At 62.2% G+C, this 22,411-nt stretch carries 16 protein-coding genes and 2 pseudogenes; 5 read left to right on the forward strand and 13 right to left on the reverse strand.

Annotated elements, in window-relative coordinates:
* Window positions 1-90: 90 nt before the first annotated feature.
* Window positions 91-1,131 carry an aliphatic amidase gene (locus RPMA_RS15260; RefSeq protein ID WP_211908287.1) on the reverse strand — a complete coding sequence of 347 codons (1,041 nt, stop codon included), beginning with the start codon at window positions 1,129-1,131 and terminating at the stop codon, window positions 91-93.
* Between the two features lie 195 nt (window positions 1,132-1,326).
* Here RPMA_RS15260 and RPMA_RS15265 point away from each other — a divergent pair.
* Window positions 1,327-2,501, forward strand: a pseudogene (locus tag RPMA_RS15265) (IS481 family transposase); the annotation flags it as partial.
* A 97-nt stretch (window positions 2,502-2,598) separates the two neighbouring features.
* Here RPMA_RS15265 and RPMA_RS15270 read toward each other — a convergent pair.
* The 8 genes and pseudogenes from RPMA_RS15270 to RPMA_RS15305 all read right to left on the reverse strand — a co-directional run bounded on the left by RPMA_RS15270 (window position 2,599) and on the right by RPMA_RS15305 (window position 12,710).
* Entirely contained in the window at window positions 2,599-3,543 is a 945-nt protein-coding gene (locus tag RPMA_RS15270; RefSeq protein ID WP_211908291.1) for an ABC transporter substrate-binding protein, read from the reverse strand.
* Window positions 3,540-4,634, reverse strand: a complete 1,095-nt coding sequence (locus tag RPMA_RS15275) for an LLM class flavin-dependent oxidoreductase (RefSeq protein WP_211908293.1) — start codon at window positions 4,632-4,634, stop codon at window positions 3,540-3,542. The genes RPMA_RS15270 and RPMA_RS15275 overlap by 4 nt, the downstream gene beginning before the upstream one ends.
* Before the next feature lie 28 nt (window positions 4,635-4,662).
* A pseudogene (locus RPMA_RS15280) lies at window positions 4,663-5,804 on the reverse strand (acyl-CoA dehydrogenase family protein).
* Between the two features lie 219 nt (window positions 5,805-6,023).
* Window positions 6,024-6,809: an ABC transporter ATP-binding protein gene (locus tag RPMA_RS15285; protein ID WP_211908295.1), complete on the reverse strand. Its 786-nt coding sequence runs from the start codon at window positions 6,807-6,809 to the stop codon at window positions 6,024-6,026.
* Window positions 6,803-7,843, reverse strand: coding sequence for an ABC transporter permease (locus tag RPMA_RS15290; protein ID WP_211908297.1), 1,041 nt, complete (start codon window positions 7,841-7,843; stop codon window positions 6,803-6,805). The genes RPMA_RS15285 and RPMA_RS15290 overlap by 7 nt, the downstream gene beginning before the upstream one ends.
* The gene (locus RPMA_RS15295) at window positions 7,821-8,921 is read right to left on the reverse strand and encodes an ABC transporter substrate-binding protein (RefSeq protein WP_211908299.1); all 1,101 of its coding nucleotides are present in this window, start codon (window positions 8,919-8,921) and stop codon (window positions 7,821-7,823) included. The genes RPMA_RS15290 and RPMA_RS15295 overlap by 23 nt, the downstream gene beginning before the upstream one ends.
* Before the next feature lie 403 nt (window positions 8,922-9,324).
* On the reverse strand, window positions 9,325-10,929 hold the full coding sequence (locus RPMA_RS15300) for a sulfite reductase subunit alpha (RefSeq protein WP_211908301.1): 1,605 nt from the start codon (window positions 10,927-10,929) through the stop codon (window positions 9,325-9,327).
* Window positions 10,926-12,710, reverse strand: a complete 1,785-nt coding sequence (locus RPMA_RS15305; RefSeq protein ID WP_211908303.1) for a NirA family protein — start codon at window positions 12,708-12,710, stop codon at window positions 10,926-10,928. The genes RPMA_RS15300 and RPMA_RS15305 overlap by 4 nt, the downstream gene beginning before the upstream one ends.
* A 509-nt stretch (window positions 12,711-13,219) precedes the next feature.
* Here RPMA_RS15305 and RPMA_RS15310 point away from each other — a divergent pair.
* The 3 genes from RPMA_RS15310 to RPMA_RS15320 are packed head-to-tail and all read left to right on the forward strand — an operon-like array spanning window position 13,220 to window position 18,184.
* Window positions 13,220-13,819 carry a TetR/AcrR family transcriptional regulator gene (locus tag RPMA_RS15310; RefSeq protein WP_211908305.1) on the forward strand — a complete coding sequence of 200 codons (600 nt, stop codon included), beginning with the start codon at window positions 13,220-13,222 and terminating at the stop codon, window positions 13,817-13,819.
* 1 nt (window position 13,820) lies between these two features.
* The gene (locus RPMA_RS15315) at window positions 13,821-14,894 is read left to right on the forward strand and encodes an efflux RND transporter periplasmic adaptor subunit (protein WP_211908307.1); all 1,074 of its coding nucleotides are present in this window, start codon (window positions 13,821-13,823) and stop codon (window positions 14,892-14,894) included.
* Window positions 14,891-18,184: an efflux RND transporter permease subunit gene (locus tag RPMA_RS15320; protein WP_211908309.1), complete on the forward strand. Its 3,294-nt coding sequence runs from the start codon at window positions 14,891-14,893 to the stop codon at window positions 18,182-18,184. The genes RPMA_RS15315 and RPMA_RS15320 overlap by 4 nt, the downstream gene beginning before the upstream one ends.
* Window positions 18,185-18,206: 22 nt before the next feature.
* Here RPMA_RS15320 and RPMA_RS15325 read toward each other — a convergent pair whose 3' ends face one another.
* From RPMA_RS15325 to RPMA_RS15340, 4 genes are all read right to left on the reverse strand, one after another.
* The gene (locus RPMA_RS15325) at window positions 18,207-19,391 is read right to left on the reverse strand and encodes a CmpA/NrtA family ABC transporter substrate-binding protein (RefSeq protein ID WP_211908311.1); all 1,185 of its coding nucleotides are present in this window, start codon (window positions 19,389-19,391) and stop codon (window positions 18,207-18,209) included.
* Window positions 19,388-19,975, reverse strand: coding sequence for an ANTAR domain-containing response regulator (locus RPMA_RS15330; RefSeq protein WP_211908313.1), 588 nt, complete (start codon window positions 19,973-19,975; stop codon window positions 19,388-19,390). The genes RPMA_RS15325 and RPMA_RS15330 overlap by 4 nt, the downstream gene beginning before the upstream one ends.
* Window positions 19,976-20,064: 89 nt before the next feature.
* Window positions 20,065-20,430, reverse strand: coding sequence for a type II toxin-antitoxin system VapC family toxin (locus tag RPMA_RS15335; RefSeq protein WP_211908315.1), 366 nt, complete (start codon window positions 20,428-20,430; stop codon window positions 20,065-20,067).
* Window positions 20,424-20,639: a ribbon-helix-helix protein, CopG family gene (locus RPMA_RS15340; protein WP_211908317.1), complete on the reverse strand. Its 216-nt coding sequence runs from the start codon at window positions 20,637-20,639 to the stop codon at window positions 20,424-20,426. The genes RPMA_RS15335 and RPMA_RS15340 overlap by 7 nt, the downstream gene beginning before the upstream one ends.
* A 271-nt stretch (window positions 20,640-20,910) precedes the next feature.
* Here RPMA_RS15340 and rimO point away from each other — a divergent pair, with 271 nt between their 5' ends.
* The gene (rimO, locus tag RPMA_RS15345; RefSeq protein ID WP_211908319.1) at window positions 20,911-22,239 is read left to right on the forward strand and encodes a 30S ribosomal protein S12 methylthiotransferase RimO; all 1,329 of its coding nucleotides are present in this window, start codon (window positions 20,911-20,913) and stop codon (window positions 22,237-22,239) included.
* Window positions 22,240-22,411 lie beyond the last annotated feature (172 nt).

Genomic DNA, 22,411 nt, shown 5'->3' on the forward strand with positions numbered 1-22,411 from the left:
GGGGCCGCAGCGAAACGCTGATGCCGGTGATTGTTGCGCCCCCACCCCGGCCCTCCCCCGCAAAAGCGGGAGAGGGAGAAGATCCATCGCCTACCGATCGTTCAGCATGCCCTCATGCGGCAGACCTTCGATCGGGCATTCCTCGACACCGACCGTCCGGCGCGTGATCGCCTCGACATTCTCCCGCGCCTGGTCGGGATTGTTGACCCAGGTCGCATAGAAATCGAACGGGCACGCCGCCACGCCCTTGTTGCTTTCGCCGGAATTGATGGTGCCGGTATAGCCGCGGTGCAGCAGCTTGAAGAGGTGGTTCTCCGACTGACCGTTGCGGCGGGCATCGCGGATCAGCGACTTCGACAGCGCCGCATACTGGATGCCGTAATCCTCCTCGCCGCATTCACCGAGCGTGCGGCCATCAAAGCCGATGATCGCGGAATGGCCGAAATACGAGTAGACGCCATCGAAGCCTGACGCATTGGCGACGGCGACATAGGTGTTGTTGGCCCATGCCATCGCCTTGGCCATCAGCACTTGCTGGTCCTTGGCGGGATACATGTAACCCTGGCAGCGCACGATGAGTTCAGCGCCCTTCATGGCACAGTCGCGCCAGATCTCGGGATAGTTGCCGTCGTCACAGATGATCAGCGAGACCTTCAGTCCTTTCGGACCTTCCGAGACATAGGTGCAGTTGCCGGGATACCAGCCCTCGATCGGCACCCAGGGCATGATCTTGCGATATTTCTGAACGATCTCGCCCTTGTCGTTCATCAGGATCAGCGTGTTGTACGGCGCCTTGTGCGGATGCTGCTCGTGGCGTTCACCCGTGAGCGAGAACACGCCCCAGACCTTTGCCTTGCGACAGGCTTCAGCGAAGATTTCGGTTTCTTCGCCGGGCACCTGAGATGCGGTCTCATACATCTCCTTCTCGTCATACATAATGCCCTGGGTCGAATATTCCGGGAAGATCACGAGATCGAGACCGGGCAGACCGATCTTCATGCCAGTGATCATGTCGGCGATCTTCTGCGCATTAGCGAGCACCTCGGCCTTGGTGTGCAGCCGGGGCATTTTGTAGTTCACGACGGCCACGCCGACCGCGTCCTTGCTGGAAGAGATATCGCCGTGGTGCATGATGCAGGGTCTCCGTTTGACGGTGATCCTGTGCCGGGCATCCACGGCCGGCCATACGTGGATTTACGGATGGTATGCTTATTGCCATCACTCGTTGTCATCGCCCGGCTTGATGTATGACCCGGAGAGATAGGTAACACCCGTTCGGAGACATGGGTAACACATCGTCGGCATGGATGGCTTGAGGAGGCCGGCATGCCTTGGCGCGAGGTGTCACACATGGATCAGAGAATGGAGTTCGTTCGGCTGTTTCAGCAGCCGGACGTCAATCGGCGGGAACTGTGCCGCCGTTTCCAGATCAGCCCGAAGACCGGCTATAAATGGCTGGCCCGTGCCCAAACCACTGAAGCCCGGTGGGCACAGGATCAATCGCGCCGGCCCCATGTCTCGCCCAAGCGGAGCGATCTGGAGGTCGAAGCCGCTGTGCTGGCGATACGCGATGCGCATCCGGCCTGGGGCGCGCGCAAGATCCGGCGCCGGCTCGACGATCGGCAAGCAAGCCTGCCGGCCGCCTCGACGGTGCATGCCATGCTGGCACGGCACGACCGTGTGCCGGCTCCTAACCAGCCGTCGCACTACACGCGCTTCGAGCATCCGGCTCCCAACGATCTGTGGCAGATGGACTTCAAGGGGCGCTTCCCGCTCGGTGAGGGGATGTGCCATCCACTCACCATGATCGACGACCATTCCCGCTATGCGCTGTGCCTTCAGGCCTGCAGCAATGAGCGGCAGGATACGGTGCAGCAGCATCTCATCGGCTGCTTCCGGCGCTACGGCCTGCCGCAGGCGTTTCTGGTCGATAACGGCGTGCCGTGGGGCACCTGCTCTGAAGTCAGGTGGACGCGGCTGCGCGTCTGGCTGCTCAAGCTCGGCGTCGATGTCGTCTATGCCCGCCCGTATCACCCGCAGACCAAGGGCAAGAACGAGCGCTTCCATCGCACCCTCAAGAGCGAAGTCCTGTCGATGGCGACCTATCGCACCACCCAACAAATGCAGCAGGCTTTCGACCGCTGGCGGCATGTCTACAATGCCGAGAGGCCGCACCAAGCGCTCGGCTACGACGTGCCGGCGAACCGCTACCGACCGAGCACTCGTGCCATGCCAGGCCAGTTGCGGGAGCCAGACTATGACGAGGGCACGATCGTGCGCCGGGCGAGCTGGCACAAGGCTCAGTTCAGATTCGGTAAAAAGCGCTGGCGGATGCCGGAAGCTTTTAGCGGCGAGCTATTGGCCATCCGGCCGCTCGCCACCGATGGCGCGTTCGGTGTCTTCTTCGGAGCCCATCAGATCGCTTCCATCGATCTACGCAACGAGGCAACATGAAAACCGTTACCTATGTCTCCGAACACCCGTTACCCATGTCTCCGGGCCATACACTTGACCGGGCGATCCAGCACTCCCGTAAACAGCGGTGTGTGCTGGGTCACCCGGTCAAGCCGGGTGACGACATGAGGAGCAAGGGCGGACCTACAATCCCGCGCCCTTCCCGATCGCCACGTTGAACGAGCGATCAAGCAGCACATTGGCGTCGAGCTTCTGCTTGATGAGGCCGCTGCGCAGGTACAGATCGATGGTCTTCTGCTCGTCGGCCACAACGCCGTCGTCAACGGGCGCGATCCTGACCTGCGCACGATTCAGCCAGTTCAGCGGCACCGATGGCGCCACATTCATGAGCTTGCCCCAGGTCTGCGCATAGGTCTCCGCATTCTTCAGCGCCCAAGCGCGCGCTGCGGTCAGACGGCGGAGATAGTCCTCCAGTTCCGCATGCTTGTCGCGGATTGCATTGGGCGTGGCTACGACAAAACTGAGGCCGGATGTCAGGCCTTCGGCATTGAGCACGACACGCGACTGGAACAGCACCTCTTCCTGGCTCACATAGGGCTCCCAGGTTGACCAGGCATCGACGGAGCCGCGGGTATAGGCAACCTTGGCGTCCGATGGCGCAAGGAAAACGAGCTGTATATCGCTTGCCGTCCAGCCCTTCTTCTCCAGCGCGGCAAGAATGAGCTGATGCCCGATGGAGCCGCGGCCGGTGGCGATCTTCTTGCCCTTCAGATCGTCAAAACTCTTGATCGCGGAATCCTTCGGCACGAGGACCGCCAGACCGTCACCGGTCTGCCGGATCGCGCCGATGGCCTTGACCGGCACATTGGCCGCCGCGGCAAAGGTGAAGGGTGCATCGCCCACCAGCCCGCTATCGAGCGCGCCAGCACCAAGCGCTTCCAGCAGCGGCGCGGCCGCGGCGAACTCCTTCCATTCGATCTTGTAGGGCACATCCTTCAGCACGCCGGATGCCTCCATCACGGCGCGCGCATTGCCCTTCTGATCGCCGACGATCAGCGTCGTTTCGGCCTGTACGGAGGGGGCGAGGACCGCCGCGATCAAACCAGCGGCAAATGCAAGACCTTTCATGCTGCGACGACTCCCTTGTCCGCTTCGCGCGCGGCGATCAGCGCACGCGTGGCCGGGATCAGTTCACGGCCATAATCGATGGCATCGATCAGCGGATCGAAGCCGCGGATCAGGAAGTGGCTGACGCCGAGATCGTAGTAATCAGCGAAAACTTCGGCGACCTGCTCTGGCGTGCCGACCAGCGCGGTGGTGTTGCTGTTGGCGCCGGTCAGCGCCGCCATTTCGGTCCACAGCCGCTTGTCGATGCGGGTGCCCTGCTCTGCCAGGGCCAGCAGACGCTTGGCACCGGCAGTGGCATGACCATCGGCCGGCTTGCGATAGCCGGTCTTGTCTTGCAGCGCCGTAGCGCGAGCGAGGATGTCATCGGCCTTGGCCCAGGCCTTTTCCTCGTTGTCGGCGATGATCGGTCGCACCGACAGGCTGAAACGCGGCGCCGGGCGACCATATTTCTTGGCAGCGGCACGCACGCGCCCGGTGACGTCGCGCACTTGCGCGTAGGATTCACCCCACAGCGCAAATGTATCGGCATGCTTGCCGGACACTTCGATGGCCGCGTCCGACGCACCGCCTACGAAGACATGGATCGGCACGATCGGCTTCACCTGCGAAAAGCCGCCTTCGACCTGATAATATTTGCCGTGATAGTCGAACGGCCTCTCGCTGGTCCATTCCTGCTTGATGATGTCGAGCCATTCGCCGGTGCGGGCATAGCGCTCATCCTTGTCGTCCAGCGTATTGCCGTCCTGCCGCAGTTCCTTCGCATTGCCGCCGGTGATGACATGCAGCGAGACGCGACCGCGGTGGAAATTCTCGATGGTCGCCAGCTGCCGCGCGATCACCGTCGGCGCCGTGAAGCCCGGACGCTGGGCGATCATCACCTTCAACTTCTCGGTGACGCCGAGCGCATGCTGGGCGACCTGCAATCCGTCAGGCGTCGTCGAGTGGAAAGCAAGCAGCGCGCGGTCGAAACCGGCGAGCTCATGGGCCTTGGCAACAGTCTCGATGTAGCCGGGATCGAGGATCGGGCCGGAGCGCACGCGGGTTTCGGATGCGTCATTGTTGGTGATGAAACCGATGAATTCGACGGACATGTCTTCCTCCAATTTCAATTGGTGATGATCAGATGCCGAGAGCGCGGCGGCCGGCGGCGATACGGGTGCTGTCGTCCTGCGGCGTGTGCACGCGTCCGCACAGGACATCGCGATAATGCCGCTCAAGCGGATTGGCGCGGGTGAGTCCGTGATTGCTGGTGAGCGACAGCGCATCTTCGACCACGGCGACCGCATTATTGGTGACGGTAAGCTTGACGATATTGCCTTCGCTCGCAGTCAGGACGGCGCCCTCGTCGAGGTCACGCGCAAAGCCGTTCAGCAGCCGCGCATTCACCGTGAGCTTCGCCTCCATGCCGCCGACGATCTCCTGCGCACGCGGCAGCGACGCCAGCGGCGCGCCAAGGCTCGACGGCATACGGGTCTTGAGGAAATCGATCAGCCAGTCACGGGCCGCACGCGCGACGCCGTCATAGACCGCGCCGACCAGCACGGCCTGCACCGTGGATTGCGTGACGTCAGGCGGTCCCCACGCGCCGGGCGCTCGAACGTCGATCTCGTGGTCGAGCGGGATCAGAACATCATCGAATACCACATCATGGCTGCCGCTGGCGCGCAGGCCGAGATGATCCCATGTCTCGATAATGCGAATGCCTTCGGATCTGGCGGGGACAAGAAAGAGACCCACACGCACATCCGGCTTGTCGGTCTTCGCCCACACCGTCATCCATTTCAGGATGGGTGCACCGGTCGAATAGATTTTTCGGCCGGAGATGCGCCAACCGTCCGACGTACGCCGTGCGGTCGTGGCCGGCAGTCCGCCACGTGCGGGCGAGCCGAGATCGGGCTCGACACGCAGCGCATTGATCAATGCAATATCATCGATCGTGCCGCGGCCGACTTTCTCCGCCAGATGTTTTGGCCAGTGGCCGCTTCTGGCGATGACGAGATGGTGGATATAGTGCATGGCCAGTACGAGGCCGGTGGCGGCATCCGCCTTGGCGACGAGGCCGACAACGCGCGCAGCCTCTGCCACGCCGCCCCGCCGCCGCCGATCGCTTTCGGCACGGGCAATGCGAGCAGGCCGGCATCGGCGAGATCCTGAAAATTCTCGAACGGAAATCCAGCCGTACGATCGTGCAGCGGCGCACGCTCGGCAAAGCCTGGCGTCAGCAGATTGACCCTGTCGATGATCCCCGGAATTGCGTCCATGACGGCAAGCGGCCCGCGATGTCTGTGTGGTATCCGAAGGCCGCGATAGACGGCCCTCGCCTGGTTCTGTTGCATGGAGAAAAGACCGTTTGGCTGCGGTTACAAGCCGCGCGCGGAAATAACGACGCCCGCGCTTTGTCCATCACGGCGGGCAGATGAAACATTCTCTGCGTGATCTTCGACAGAGAAGATCATTCGCGCGGATTTGTCCGGATGTGTTCACCATGTGGCGTCGAGTCCCAGCAGGCCGAGAATGTCGCGTCGAAGTTCCGCCAGATGCGGATCACCGCGATGGCGCGGATAAGGCCGATCGACAACGATATCCGCCTTCACCTTTGCGGGACGATCACTGAACACGATGACGCGATTGGCCAGGAACAGCGCCTCCTCCACATCATGGGTCACCAGCAGCGCCGTGAATCCATTGCGCTGCCACAGCGACACGATCTCCGACTGCATGGTGAGGCGTGTCAGCGAGTCCAGCTTCCCCAATGGCTCGTCGAGCACGAGGATGCGCGGATCATTGACCAGCGCACGCGCCAGTGCGACGCGCTGCGCCATGCCGCCGGAGAGCTGATGCGGATAGGCCTTTCGGAACGCGCCGAGACCGACGAGCTCGATCGCGGCATCCACGCGATGGCGCTGCGTCTTCAATACGCCCTGCGCTTCCAGGCCGAGCGCGACATTGTCATAGACGCTCCGCCATGGAAACAAGGTCGGATCCTGGAACACGACGACGCGCGACGGATATGGTCCAGTGATCGCTGCACCGTCCTCCGCCAATGTGCCGGCGCGCGGCGGTTCGAGACCGGCGACAAGCCGCAACAGCGTGGACTTGCCGCAGCCGGAGGGGCCGAGCAGTGCTACGAATTCGCCGGGCGCGACCTTGATGCTCACATCGTCAAGCACCGGCAGCACGGCGCCATCGATGTCGAAGGCATGGCTGACATTGGCTATATCGAGCGACGCGCCGGTCGCATCAACCGCTTTTGCGAGCGCTACCATTTGACGACTCCCTTCTGCCAACCCAGCAGGCGATCACGCACGCGGAACAGCAGCGTGATGGCGCCGGAGCACAGCAGCGACATCACGATGAGCGCCGCATACATGTTGTTGTAGGAGGCCCAGCCCTGCGCCCATTGCAGATACCAGCCGAGGCCCGCCTTCACGCCAATCATCTCGGCCACCACGAGCACCGCGAAGGACGCGCCAAGCCCCATGAACAGGCCGACAAAGACATGCGGCAATGCTGCGGGGATCGCGACTTTGGTGACCAGGAATGACGGCTTTGCACCAAGCGTGCGCGCGACGTCGTAATAGGCGCTGCTGACGCTGGCGACACCCGACCAGGTCAGCACCGTCACCGGAAAGCCGGTGGCGAGCGCGATCAGGAAGGTCGAGGCACTCCAGCTGGATGGAAACGTGAAGAAGGCGATCGGCGGCCACGCCGTGGCCGGGAGCGGACCGATGAAGCGCAGGATCGGATGCACCCAGTAGCCGGCAAGACGCGACCAGCCGATGGAGACACCGGTCAGGAAGCCGACGGCCGCGCCGATGAAATAACCGCCGAGCTGGAGCTTCACCGAGGCGAACACGCTGTCGAGCAGCTTTGGCAGATCGTCGGTATAGACCTCGACGATGGATTGCGGCGGCGGAAAGAACGGCAGCGGCAGCCAACCGAATTTCGCCGTGGCCAACTCCCACAATGTCAGGAACACACCGAGCGCGAGCAGCCAGGGCGCACGCTCTCGCACGCCCTCGCCAAAACTGCCGAGCGCGCCCTGCGCCGTCGTCGTGACGACTATGAAGGCGGCAACCGCGAAGGCCACATAGGCGACGGCTTCTGTGCGCGACCAGTCGCCAATGTCCGGCCAATGCAGGCTTGCAGCGCCAAACGCCAGCCAGGCCAGCCCTGCCCCCACACCCGACAATGTCGGACGCAGCTTGCCGGCGATGGAGAGACCGCCATCGCCTGCAATCGCAAGGCTTTCGCGGTCGGCGCTACCAGGCGCGATCTCAGACGCGGAATACGTCGGCATAGATGCGCTCCGCAAATTTGGCCGTATCGGTATTCGGCTTGAACACGGACACCGTCTTCAACTCGTCCGCATAGGTCTTCAACTCGCGCTTGAGCTGCTCGCCGACGGGATGATGGTGATGGGTGTGATACTTCACCATCGCCAGCAGATCATCGGGAGTCGCCGCCTTCGGCGCATAAGGCTGGAATGCCGCAGCGGCCTTGTCGGGATTCTGCGAGGCAAACATCGCGGCATCGAGCAGCGACTGCGTGAGCGCGCGCGCCACCAGCGGTTCCTGCCGGATCAGGCTGCCGCGCACGCCGACGATGCAGCAACTGATGTCACGATAAGGTCCGTCGAGATTGGAGCCGACCTCCCTGAACTCGCCGTCCTTGAGCCAGAGATAGGCAAGCGGATCGGATGCGAGACCGACCTGCGCCTCGCCCTTCTGCACCGCGAGTTGCACCAGATTGCCGGGGAATTGGCGAAACTCGACGTCCTTGTCCGGGTTCAGCCCGATCTTGGCGAGCTGAACGGCAAAGAAGTTCTTGTCCGGCCCAGCCATATCGCCGACCGCGATCACCTTGCCCTTGAAGTCCGCGACGCCCTTGATCTCCGATTTCGCCGGCACGAAGGCGCGCAGGCAACCGCCATGGGTGCCGGCGACAATCTTGACGTCAAAGCCCTGCTCCAGCGGCTTCAGCCAGCGCAGCGCCATGCCGACGCCTGCATCGGATTTGCCTGTGGCAATGGCCTCAAGCAGCTGATCGGTCGAACCGCTATAATTGACGAGCTCGACGTCGAGATTCTGCTTGGTGAAGAAACCATGCTCGATCGCCACAGCCAGCGGCGCGAGGCAGACCGCGCCAGCGTTCCACGACAGTTTCAATTTACGTGGCGCGCCGGTGAGTGCGGGCGCATCGGATGATGCCTTGCAGATCGGGGATTCGGAGAAATCGATGGGCGACGCCTGCCTGAACGGAAAGGCCTGCGCAGCGCCCCAGAGGCCGAGCGGCGCGGCGAAGGCCGCGGCCGCACCGGCACCGAGCAGCGCGCGGCGGTTTAGCAAGGCGGCGCGCTTGTGGTCATCGTCGGACATGTCGTCTCCTTGAATGCGACACAGCACGGCCCCTTAGCGCAACGCAGGACGTTGCAGCTCGCGCTGATGCGATAGTGGAAGATGAGTGCGGCGTGAGCGTCATTCGACTCCCACACCGTCTGTGTTGACGGTGCGAGAATGCGCAGCGCGGGCGCATGGGGTCAATGAAATGGAATTTTGAATGTCGCAGGTGTTGGAGAGATTATCTCCAAGTGGCGCGGCATCAGGAGAGGATGAACTATCGCCACAATGAAATGTGCTACGCGACTTCGTAGAGGCGTTACGTTTCCACTCCGTCCACGTAGCCCGGATGAAGGGAAGCGCAATCCGCGGGAACGGAGCTGCGAGATAATCGCCGGTCCCCGCATGACGCTTCGCTCTATGCGGGCTACGTCCGAACTGATCAATACACGTCGAGCTGGAATCGTCCTTTCTTCTTCAACTCGCTGACAAAGGTCACGGCCTCGTCGATCGACCTTGCGCCGTGTTGCGCGGTGACGTCCACCAGCGCGCGCTCGACATCCTTGGCCATGCGCTTGGCATCGCCGCAGACATAGACATGGGCGCCTTCGGCGAGCCACGTCCACAGATCGCGGCCGACCTCGCGCATGCGATCCTGCACGTAGAATTTCTCGCCGGTGTCGCGCGACCAGGCGAGCGACAGGCGCGTGAGGAAGCCGTCATTCTTCATGCCGTTGAGTTCGTCGGCATAGAAGAAGTCCGACGCGCTGCGCTGGTGACCGAAGAACAGCCAGTTCTTGCCCGGCGCCGCCGTCGCCTTGCGGTCATGCAGGAAGGCGCGGAACGGCGCGATGCCGGTGCCGGGGCCGACCATGATGATCGGCGTTTCCGGATTGTCCGGCAGCGCGAAGCCATGGGCCTTCTGTACATAGACCTTGAGTTCGTCGCCGGGCTTGATGCGATCGGCCAGGAAGCTCGATGCCAGACCATGCCGTTTGCGCTTGCCGATGACGTAGCGGACCGCATCGACGGTCAGTGAAAGCTTGCCCGGCGTGGCATTATGCGATGATGAAATCGAATAGAGCCGCGGCTGCAGCGGCTCCAGTGCCTCGATGAAGGCTTCCGGATGCGGACGCACGCTGGGGAATTTCTGCAGCGCAGCCATCACGTCGAGCGTCGCAGCATCGCCATCCGGATCCTCGCCCTGGGCCAGCGCACGCGCCTTGGCGCGAGCGGGCCCACCGGTGAGATAGGAGATCAGCTCGAACAGACTGTCCGGCGCCGGCGCCAGCGAAACGTCGTGCTGCAACACCTCGCGCAATGTCTTGCCGCGGACCTCGGTCGTATGCGAGGCACCGAGCAGCGCGATGATCTGATCGACATGGCCGAGATCGTTGCTGGCAAAAATGCCAAAACTGTCGCCGACCACATAATCGAGACCGCAGCCCGAGAGATCGAAATCGATATGCCAGGTTTCCTTCTCCGAACCGGCGCCATTGAGCAGACGGCGGCCGAGAAAGATCGCCGGCGCCGGATTATCGCGCGAGCGTCCGAGCGTCGAAGGATCGGGCGCGGCGGCTTCGACCGGATCGGCGACCGCGGGCTTTGCCGCCGGCGCAGCACCGGCGGCCGGCGCCTTGTCCAGTTCCTCGTAGAGCGACTTCAGCATCCGCGCGGTTTCCTTGCCGCCGGGAACGCAGAGATTCAGACGCGGCTCGGCCTTGGAGGCAATCGCGTCGGAATAGTCGTTGCAGTTATAGCCGCACTGGCCGCAGTCCTGCTGCGCCATCGCCGCCATCATCTTGCGACGTACAGCCTTGCCTTCGGCAAGCTTCATGCGGTCACCGATCGGCATGGTCTGGTCATGCCACGGCGCGCCGTCGTCCTCTTCCATGATGGCTGCGCCCTGCTCTGCCGACAGCGGCGTGGCGGGGGCGTCGGACAACAGGCCGGCGAAGAAACCATTCAGCCACGAACGCTGCGCTTCGGAGAACGGCGCCGAGGACGGGATGATGTCGAGTTTGGGAGGCGTCACCATCTGGTTCATGCCGAGACCTCGTCAGCGAGCTTGCGCAGGGTTGCCGCATCATGGCGGCGCGAGAATGTGAGGAAGGTTTCGTCCGCCGAGGCGCGATTGGCGAGATAGGCTTTCAGAAGCTTCTCGACCACGGCCGGCGCGTCTTCCGACTTGACGTTCTGATAGAGCTCCTGCCCCACATCGGCCTGCGGGCCAAAACCGCCGCCGGTGAAGATGTGGAATCCATCAACGGCATCGTCGCTATCCTCGACCTGGACACGTGCGCCGATCATGCCGATATCGCTGATGTAATGCTGAGCGCAGGAGTGATGGCAGCCGGTCAGATGGATATTGATCGGCGTATCCAGTTCGACGCGGGTGTCGCACCATTCCGCAATGTTCGTAGCCGTCTTCTTGGTGTCGGCATTGCCGAATTTGCAGCCGGCGCGACCGGTGCAGGCGATCAGGCCGGCCCGGATTTCCGTCGTCTTGACCGCAAGGCCGATGGCCTCGATGGCGGCGATCGCCAGCGCGACATTGGCGTCCTTCACGCCGGGAATGAGCAGGTTTTGCCACACAGTGAGACGGATATCGCCGTCGCCGAGATCGGCTGCGATCTTGGCCAGACCGCGCATCTGGTCCGACGTCATCTTGCCGAGCGGGAGCACGACGCCGACCCAGTTCAGCCCCTCCTGCTTCTGCTTGTGCACACCGATATGCGCCGTGCGATCGAATGCGGGCCGCGGCAGCAGCGCCTCCACCGCGATGCGCGTGAACGGCACGCCGAGTTTCTCCTCCACAAGGATGAGAAACTTCTCCATGCCCATGCCGTCGATGACATATTTCAGCCGCGCCTTGAGCCGGTTGGTGCGGTCGCCGAGATCGATAAAGACGCGCACGATGGCGTCCGACACCTTGGTCGCCTCTTCCGGCTTCACGATGATGCCGGTGTCGGCAGCAAAATCCTTGTGGCCGGTAATGCCGCCGATGCCGAGCTTGAACCAGACGCCGGGCGCAACACCAAATCCGTCCTTCACCTCGACGGCCGCGAAGGCGATGTCATTAGTGTCTTCCAGCACGGCGATCTTGCCGGCGCCATCGAACGCCACATTGAACTTACGCGGCAGGCCATACAGCGAGCGGTCGTTGAGGATGTGATAGTGCCACTCACGCGCATAAGGCCGGGTGTCGAGCAGCTCCTGCGGATCGATGCCGGCGGTCGGCGTGCCCGTGACATTGCGGATATTATCGGCGCCGGAGCCGCGCGAACACAGGCCGAGATCCTGGATGCCTTCGATCAGCCGCACCGCATTGTTCGGCGGAATCTCGCGCACCTGCAGATTGGCCCGCGTGGTGACATGGCTGAAGGGGCCACAGAGCTCGTCGCTGAGATCGGCGAGGCCCGCCAGCTGCCAGTGCTTCATGATCCCGTTGGGAATACGCAAGCGCGACATGTAGCTGTCCTGCGTCGGCCCGACGTAAAAGATGCCGTAATAGCGCCAGCGGAAATTATCGGCGGGCGACGGCCGCGCATCATTCGCGGCCTGCTCACGCAGCCGCGGATAGGCGTCAAACGGATGCTCCTCTCGCTTCCACTTCTCCTGATCGACCAGCTTCTTGCCCGCGGCGGTGGTGCGGTCCTGAGCCTTGATATGCGAGGCATCCGGCCCGCTCGGCTCCACATTGCCCTTCGCGGCAACGCCGCCACCAAGACCCTTCCCAACTCGGCTGATCTGGAGGCCGGTCGTAAAACCTTCGAGATAGCGCTTCTGCTCGTCGGAGAAGTCGATGGAGAGTGGTTCGATTTTCATGCGGCGACGAAGCTCCTGCGAGGCAACGGGATGTGACGGACGAGACCGCTCCACATCGCACCGGCACTTCTGCCGGTTTTGATCTGGAGGACGGTCCGATCAGCCTCGTTGCTGCGGATATCCATCAGGGATGGCCGGCAGACATCAGCGGGTGCCGGCACTTAGAGACATTCAAGTCGCGTGCCAGACAAAATCTCGAGAATTTTCCTTTGAATTCATACCGATAGACGAGCGAGGGTGCCGAAAAGACAAGCTGATGCAGCTATTTCGCACTGCACGCACAATAATGAGGCGGCATAACCTCGTTGGCCTGGGTCGCGTCGGTGCGACAACACAGCAGCTGCCGGCCGGAAGCCAGGCCTCGCAGTGGCTCGTACGAAAATGCCACTTACGCGCAGCGCATCAGCCCCCGCCAACCCGTCAGTTGCCCTGCCAAATCTGAAATTGACAGCAATGGAACTTAGCGGTACTCGTACTTAACGAACGTTAGGTAGGCTCAGAAACCCCTTATGGATACACCCACTACGCGCGTTTCAATTCTGGAAGTCTCGGCTGAACTCTATGCCGACCTCGGATACAGCGCAGTGTCCATGCGCGATATCGCCAAAAAAGTAGGCGTAACACCCGCCAACCTCTACCATCACTTCAAAGGCAAAGATGATCTGATCCGTGAGGCTCTGGCTCATGTTTTTGCGGAGAAAACCGCACCGATCGCGGCATTGCTGAATGAAAAACACGACGAAGCCGAACGGCTTGGAATCTTCATCGCGTACTTCGTCAAATTGTTAGCGGAAGATCGCGTCTTCTTTCGCCTGCTCGTGCGCGAATTGGTCGATGGCGATGAGAACCGCCTCGGTTATCTCGCGCGCTCGGTCCTCGAACGTCCGTTCCGCCTCATCAGCAGCCTTGCCGGACCTGGGCAATCGGAAGACCAGCAGTTCCTGGCAACGGTCTCCATCGTCAGCCTCGTGCTCGGTCACGCCCTCCTGGCGCCACTTCTTCCCCATTTGCCGGGCGGTCGTCCCGACCATTCCGACGCATCTGTGGTCATCGGACACGTCACAGCGGCGCTCAGCCGCGCTTTTCACTCCAACGGAAACGACAAGTGAAATGCTCACTTTCTCTCGCGTCGCATCCCTTATCGGTTTCTCTTCATCCCTCCTTCTCTCTGCGGGCGCTTTAGCGCAACGTGCGACCGAACAACCTCCGACGATTGCTGTCGCGCAGGTGATTCAGACGGACATTCCCGTCACCTACTCCGTTCCCGGATCGGTTATTTCGGATGGTCGTATCGAGGTATCGTCGCGGGTCGTAGGCTTCATCGAACAACTCGATGTGCGCGAAGGCAAGAAGGTCGCGCGCGGCGATTTGCTGGTGCGGATCGACCAGACTGACATCGACGAGGCGATCCAGCAGGCAAAGGCCAGCGTGCGAGCTGCGGAGCGGGATCAGCAGGACGCCGAGTTGGACGTGCAAAAATTCGAAAACCTCGCTCGTTCTGGCTCCGTCGCGACCGAGACACTGCGAAAAGCGAAGGTCCGGGTCGATGTATCAGGAGCGGCTCTCGATAAGGCTCGCTCGGCTTTGACTGTGGCAGAAGCGCAGAAGAACTACGCAACGATCACCAGTCCGGTCGATGGTGTTATCGTCTCCGTTGCGAGGCGCAGCGGTGAAATGGCGACGGTGGGCTCCACCATCCTGAAAGTGGAGTCGCATCAAGTCTTGTTGTTCAAGGCTTTCGTCTCGGAAACCAACCTGGCAGTGATCGACCCGAACAAATCTGTGACGGTGCGGATCGATACGCTCAAGAACGCCGTCTTCCAGGGACGTATCCGCGGCATAGTCCCGTCGGGCGATGACGTGACCCGCCGCTACGAGATCAACATCATCTTGCCGAAGGACACGCGGCTTGTGCCCGGAATGTTTGGGCGGGCGGAAATCGTGACTGGCACCGAGAAGGCGATGCTGGTTCCTCGCGAGGCCGTTGTCCGCCATGGCGGGCTCGACGGCGTCTTCGTCGTGAGTGATGGGTCCGCGCGTTTCCGCTGGTTGCGCACCGGCCGCGTCATTGGCGACACCATCGAGGTGGTGTCCGGGCTGTCTGGCGATGAACGCATCGTCGCAACCCCAACAGATTCCATTCGTGACGGCGCTTCCGTGCGAGCCGAGGCGCGCGCGCAGTGAACAAAACACCTTTGAACTTCGCCGGCCGTCTGGCTCAAACCTTTATCACATCGAAGCTGACGATCGTCTTCATCATCGCCGTCGCCTTGATGGGGACCCTTGCTGTTCTGAAGACGCCGCGCGAAGAAAATCCGCAGATCGTCGTACCGGCGGCGGCCGTCACAGTCACATTGCCCGGTGCCTCGGCAGCCGAGGTCGAAAAGCTGCTCGTGGCCCCGCTTGAAGGTATCCTCAAGGAGATTCCCGGCGTCGATTATGTCGAGAGCACGGCGCAGAACTCGGTCGCGGTCATTCAGGTGCAATTCAAGGTCGGCCAGCCGCGAGAGGCCTCTCTGGTCAAGCTGTACGACCGGGTGCTGGCGAGCCGCGGCCGCCTGCCCTCCGATGCCGGTGCTCCGCAGGTGCAGAGCATCGATGCCGACGACGTTCCCATCGTCACCTTCACACTCGCTTCCGCGCAATATGACGATTATGCGCTGAAACGGGTTGCCGAACGCGTGGCCGAACGGCTGCGCAGCACTGACAATGTTTCGGTGGTCTCGATCAAAGGTGGTCGTGAGCGTGAGATCGCCATCGAACTCGACCTCGATCGTCTGCAGGCATTCGGTGTCACCCTGAGCCAGGCCTACTCCGCATTCACCACCAGCAATCTGTCGGTGCCTTTGCAGCAGACCGTGCGGGGCGGCAAGGTCGAGGCGATCAAGCTGTCCGCCTCCTACACATCGGCCGTGGACGTCCGCAACCAGATCGTCGCCGTCTCCAACGGACGCCCGGTCTACGTCCGCGATGTTGCGACCGTCACCGACGATCCGCCTTCCGAAGTAACGGCGGTCAGCCGCTTTTCGTTCGGCCCCGGCGACCCGCGTTCCAGAGCAGCAGGCGCGACGGACATGGCAGCCGTGGCCATCGCGGTGGCCAAGAAAAAAGGCGCAAACGCAGTGGTGGTTGCCAACGCCGTTATCGACCGCGTCGAACGCATGCAGGCGACGCTCGTCCCCAAGGACGTTCAGGTAATCGTCACCCGCAACGACGGCGAAAAGGCGAATGCCGCCGTGAACCTGCTGCTCGAGCATCTGCTCGTCGCGCTCGGAACGGTCGGCCTTGTGCTGATCTTCTTCCTCGGCTGGCGCGAAGCGATGATCGTCATGGTCACCGTGCCCCTCATCCTTTCCATCACACTCGTCGCCGACCTGCTCGGCGGTGTGACCATCAACCGGGTGACATTGTTCGCATTGATCCTCGCCCTCGGCCTGCTCGTCGATGCGGCCATCGTTGTCATCGAGAACATCCACCGCCACTTTGGGACCGCGAAGGCTGGCGCCGACAAGCAGGCGATCACGATCATGGCGACCAACGAGATCGGCAACGCGACCAATCTCGCGACCTTCGCCGTCATGCTGGTTTTCTCCGCTCTGTTTCTCGTCACGGGCATGGCGGGCGATTATTTCTACCCGATCGCGTTCAACGTCCCGATCGCCATGGCGGCCTCGGTGGTCGTCGCGTACATCGTCACGCCCTGGGCTGCCAATCGCTGGCTGCATCGCCACGAGGTCCAGGAAGAGGACGCCCACGCCGCGGAGGAATCTCACGGCCAGCCTGGTTGGATGGAGCGCCAGTATTTGCGCCTTGTCACGCCCCTTCAGCAATATCGCCGCACACGGATCGTGTTCGGCGCTGTCATTCTTCTCCTGATGGTGATCTCCATCATGCAGGGCGCTTGGCAGTTCGTTCGCCCATCCGGCGTCGGCGGCGCGACAGCAAGTCTCGGCGTGCCCATCGGCTTCCTGCCGAAAGACAACAAGAACACCTTCAACATCGTGGTCTCGATGCCGGAAGATACACCGGTTGAACAGACCGACAGACTCGTCCGCGAGATCGCCGTCCGCCTCGCGAAAGAGCCGAATGTCGTCAACTACCAGACCTGGATCGGTCAGTCGGGCGTGGACGATTTCAACGGCCTGTTCAAGCGCACCGCTGGCCGCACCGGCAATCATGTGGCCGAGATCCGTGTCAATCTGACCGACAAGCATGCAAGATCTGCCAGCTCGATCGACATCGTGCATGCGTTCAGGTCGCAGGTCGATGCGATCCGCCTTGCCTATCCGGCAGCTAAAGTGGCGCTCGTCGAGGACCCGCCGGGACCGCCGCTGCGCTCGACCGTGTTGGCCGAGCTCTACGGCCCGGACTCCGAAGGCTTGCGCGCGTTGTCCGCCAAGGTGCGCAAGGCTTTCGAGGAAACCTACGACATCGTCGATCTGACGCATACCGAGCAGGTGCATATCCTGGAGCACCGCATCGTTCCCGATAAGGAGAAGGCGGCGTTTTCGCGGGTATCGACCGCTCAGATCGCGGAAGCCCTGACCCTGGTCTATGGCGGCAAAACACTCAGCCGCGCGCATCTCGCCGACGAGCGCAATCCAGTCGCAGTACGTGCCTTCGTGCCTCGCCGCTTCGCGGTTGATCCTACGCGTCTCGACCGCGTCTTCGTTAGCAATGCTGACGGCAATCCCGTGCCGCTCTCGGAATTGGTCACGATCCAACCGGCTTCGGCCGACCGCCCCATCCTTCACCGCAACAACGAGAAAGTGACGTTTGTCGGCGGCGAACTCTCCAATTCCGTTCCGATCTATGCAGTGCTCGACCTGCAAAAGCGGCTAAACGGCATCGTCGCGCCGGACGGCCGCCCGCTCAGGACCGGCAATCTGGGTTTCATTGAGGATGCCCCCGACACCATCGACGGCTATCAACTTCTCTGGGGCGGCGAGATGCGGATGACCCTCGACGTCTATCGTGACATGGGAACGGCGCTCGGCGGCGCGCTGCTGGCCGTCTATTTCTTGCTCGTCGCCTATTATCGTTCGTTCCTGATCCCCGTGATAGCGATGTCGTCGGTGCCGCTTGGCATTATCGGCATCTTTCCCGGTCATTGGCTGGTCGGAGCAGATTTCTCGGCGACCTCGATGGTCGGCATCATCGCCCTGTCCGGCGTCGTGATCCGCAACTCGCTGCTCATCATCGATTTCATCCAGGACAACCTCAAACACGGCATGCCGCTTGACGTTGCGGCCCGGCAGGCAGGTGCGGTCCGTCTGCGCCCCATCCTGCTGACCACGCTGGCCATTATCCTCGGCTCGGCGATCATGGTGACCGACCCGGTCTTCGGCGGCCTGGCGATCTCGCTGATCTTCGGCACGGTGGTCTCCACCGCGCTGACGGTCTTCGTCGTGCCTATCCTGTACGAACTCGATGCAAAGAGGCGGCTCCGCCGCGCGGTGCCTACTCGAGCGTAACGACAGCAAGTATCCCGCCGTCTCAGCTCTTCGGATATGCGATTTCGAAGGCGGCGAGATGCGTCTCGATTTTGGCGGGATCAAAAGCCGGCCCGGCAAAAGCCCCGACCGGATCGCCGGCGTGGTCATCGCCACCGCCGGACTTGCCGATGGCCGCGTCGTAGAGATCAGGTCGGAACACGGACTCCGCGATGGCCAGCGCCTCAGGGCTGATTGCTGTCTGGCCCCAACGCACCATCTGGGCATAGAGCCACGCGGCCTGCCTCGGATCGGGCCGCCCGGCGTCTTCGCGGCCGACCAGGAGATAGCGGTTGCTCTCGCGCCAGGTGCCATCGGGCGAAATCTTGAGCTTGCCGTCCAGCGTCCGCTGCAGCACCTCGGGAGACACGCCAATCCGTTCGGGCCTGGCGAGAATGGCCGTGACCTCGCCGCGATTCTCCGGCGCTTCGATGAAGGCGGCCGCTTTCACATGCGCGCGCGTCAGCGCAACGACGATCTCCGGGTTCTTCTCCGCCCAGACCTGCCGGATGCCCAGCACCTTCTCGGCCGCGCGCTGCAGGATATCCGATGCAAAGTGCAGGATATGGCCGATGCCGAGATCGACCGCGACCGAATTCCAGGGCGCGCCGACACAGAAAGCATCCACATGCCCGTTGGCGAGACTGTCCACCATGTATGGCGGCGGCAGCACCACGAGCCGCACATCCTCGTCGGGATCGACGCCGCCTGCGGCCATCCAGAACCGGAGCTGGTAGTTGTGGGTGGAGAACGGGAACGTCATCCCGAAGGTCAGCGGATCGGCCCCTGCCCGCGCCCGTGCCACCACCACGCGGTTCAGCGCCTGCGCCGTCGCCATGGGATTGGCAAAATCGGGATTGTTGGCATCGCCATCCAGCTCCGACATGATTGCCGCATGCAGCGCCGGTGACACCGTGATGGCATTTCCATTGATGCCAAGATTGAACGGCGCCACGATCGGCACCCTCACATGGCCTAGCCCGAGGCTCGACGCGATCGCGACCGGCGCCAACAGGTGTGCGGCCTCGAACAGGCCGATATTCAGCTTGTCGCGGACATTCGACCATGACACTTCGCGGACGAGTTCGACAGCAAGTCCCTCGTCCTTCGCAAAGCCCTTGTCGACGGCAACGATCAGTGCGGCAGCATCAACCAGCGGAATGAAACCGATGCGAAGCGGATGGGTCATTTCAAAAGCTCCGCTGCGGTGATGATCGACTGTGCGATCTCGCCGATCTTCTTCTTCTCGCGCATCGCCGTGGAGCGCAGCAGGACATAGGCCTCTTCTTCATTGAGGCCCTTGAGCTTCATCACGATGCCCTTGGCACGGTCGATGATCTTGCGCTCCTCCAGCGCCGACTTGGTGCGCTCGAGTTCGTCCTGCAGCTTGGAGAAGGCGTTGAAGCGGGAAATGCAGAGATCGAGGATCGGCTTGATCCGCTCCTTCTTCAGCCCGTCCACGATATAGGAAGATACCCCCGCATCCACCGACGCCCGCGCCGACTCGGCGTCGCTCTGGTCCACGAACATGGCGACCGGCCGGCGCACCGCGCGGGACACCTGGAACATTTGCTCCAACACGTCGCGGCTGGGGTTTTCGAGGTCGATCAGGATGACCTCGGGATCGAGCTGGTAAATCCGGGCCAGCAGGTTCTGCATTTCCCGGATGTGGTGCACATCGCCATAGCCGGCCTCGCGCAGCCCTTCTTCAAGGATGGCGGCCCGGATCGGGCTTTCGTCGACGATGACGATCTTGGGCGACTTGTCGGGCATCGGGCTCTCGGCTGGATACCTATCCATAGCATGCGGCGCTGCGGCATAAAGCCTTGTATTGAGAGCCAGCGAGGACTGCGGGCTACGGCCTATAAAGCATAGGGCGTGCGAATTCCGGGATCGTCGGGCGGAAAGTCCTTCGTATTGCGGGTCACCAGCAGACGTGCGGCGGTCTGCGCCGTTGCCCAGATCACCGCATCGGGCAGCTTGATGCGATGCGTCTGCCGCAACGTCACTGCACGATCGGCAATCGCGTTGTCCAGGGCGATGACTTCGAAGCCGCCGAGAAAGCGGCGGGTCTGCTCGACCAGATCGCGTTTCGCGCCCACCATCACCTCCATCCAGGTAATGATGCTGATGGCGCGATTTTCGAAACGCGCGATCTCTTCGCGGGCCTGGGGCACGGCGTTCAGATGGTCGATGAGGATGTTGGTGTCGAATAGCGCGCCTACCATTCGCTGCGCACCTTGTCCTGATAGGCCAGACCATCGACCTCACGTTTGCCCCACAGGCCGAAACCGTCCTCCACCTGGGCGCGATGATGGCGTTGGAGATAGTCGTCGATCGCCGCCCGGATCAGCGCAGCACGAGACTGCCTCCCTCGTTTCGCCAGCGCGTCCAAGGCTTTCACCTGGGCGTCGCTCATATCGATCAAAGCACGCATCACACCCTCCACTGATATGCTATATACATATCATATGAATCCATAAAATGGAAGTGACCGGTAGGATGAGCAGAGGAGCGCCGCAACGTGCCCCCTCCAGCAGACCGCTTGTGACAGCGGGCGCGCTGCTGCCGTCGCCCTTCAGGCTAAGGCGGACAAGTCGTCTTGCCCACCCCGCAAGGGGAATTCGCCCCCTCATCACCGCGCATAAATCCTTGAATTTGCGAGCAAATGGGACTACCTGCTGCCCTTCAATCAGGCAGATCGAAACATGCAGCAGGCCGCCGCGCCCAAAATCTCGTTTGTGTCCTTGGGATGCCCCAAAGCCTTGGTGGATTCCGAGCGCATCATCACGCGCCTGCGCGCCGAAGGCTATGAGCTAGCCCGCAAGCATGATGGCGCCGATGTGGTCATCGTCAACACCTGCGGCTTCCTTGACAGCGCCAAGCAAGAATCGCTGGGCGCCATCGGCGAGGCCATGGCGGTCAATGGCAAGGTCATCGTCACCGGCTGCATGGGCGCCGAGCCCGAGCAGATCGAGGCGGCCTATCCCAATGTGCTGTCGATCACCGGCCCGCAGCAATATGAGAGCGTGTTGGACGCCGTGCATCGTGCGCTGCCGCCGGTGCACAATCCGCATATCGATCTCGTCCCGCCGCAGGGCATCAAGCTGACCCCGCGGCACTATGCCTATCTGAAGATTTCCGAAGGCTGCAACAATCGCTGCACCTTCTGCATCATCCCGAAGCTGCGCGGCGATCTCGTCTCGCGCTCGGCCAAGGACGTGCTGCTCGAAGCCGAGAAGCTGGTGAAGGCCGGCGTCAAGGAGCTGCTGGTGGTGTCGCAGGACACCTCGGCTTACGGCGTCGATATCAAATATGCCGAGAGCATGTGGAAGGATCGCAGCGTCCGCGCCAAATTCTACGATCTCGCCAAGGAACTCGGCGATCTCGGCGCGTGGGTGCGGCTGCAGTATGTCTATCCCTATCCTCATGTGGATGAAGTCATCGGCCTGATGACGCCCGGCAGCAATGTGCTGCCCTATCTCGACATCCCGTTCCAGCATGCCGCGCCGAACGTGCTGAAGGCGATGAAGCGACCTGCCGCGCAGGACAAGACGCTCAACCGCATCAAGGCCTGGCGAGAGCAATGCCCCGACCTCGTGCTGCGCTCGACCTTCATCGTCGGCTTTCCCGGCGAGACCGAGGACGATTTCCAGTATCTGCTGGACTGGCTCGACGAAGCGCAGATCGACCGCGTCGGCGCGTTCAAATATGAGCCGGTGGCGGGCGCCGTCTCGAACGGCATCGGCCTCGATGTGCCGGCCGAACTGAAGCAGCAGCGCTGGAACGCGCTGATGGAGCGCCAGCAGAAGATCTCGGCCCGCCGCCTCAAGCGCAAGGTCGGCACGCGGCAGCAAGTGATCATCGACGAGGTCGGCCCGACCGTGTCGAAGGGCCGCTCGAAGGCAGATGCGCCGGAGATCGATGGTGCGGTGTATGTAACTGCGCGGCGACCTCTTAAGGTCGGAGAGATCGTCACGGCGAAAATAGAGCGTGCGGATAACTACGATCTGCACGGGACGGTGGCGGGGTTTTAATTGGAACGTAGGGGTTCTTAACCCTCCCCTTGTGGGGAGGGTCGGCCGAAGGCCGGGGTGGGGGTGCCCACGTGACGTAGGGCTTGTGGAAGCACCCCACCCGTCTCGAAGCTCGCTGAACGCTCGCTTCGATCCACCCTCCCCGCTGCGCCGCTTCGCGGCTTGGGGAGGG

This window comes from Tardiphaga alba (genome assembly GCF_018279705.1).
Taxonomy (GTDB): Bacteria; Pseudomonadota; Alphaproteobacteria; order Rhizobiales; family Xanthobacteraceae; genus Tardiphaga; species Tardiphaga alba.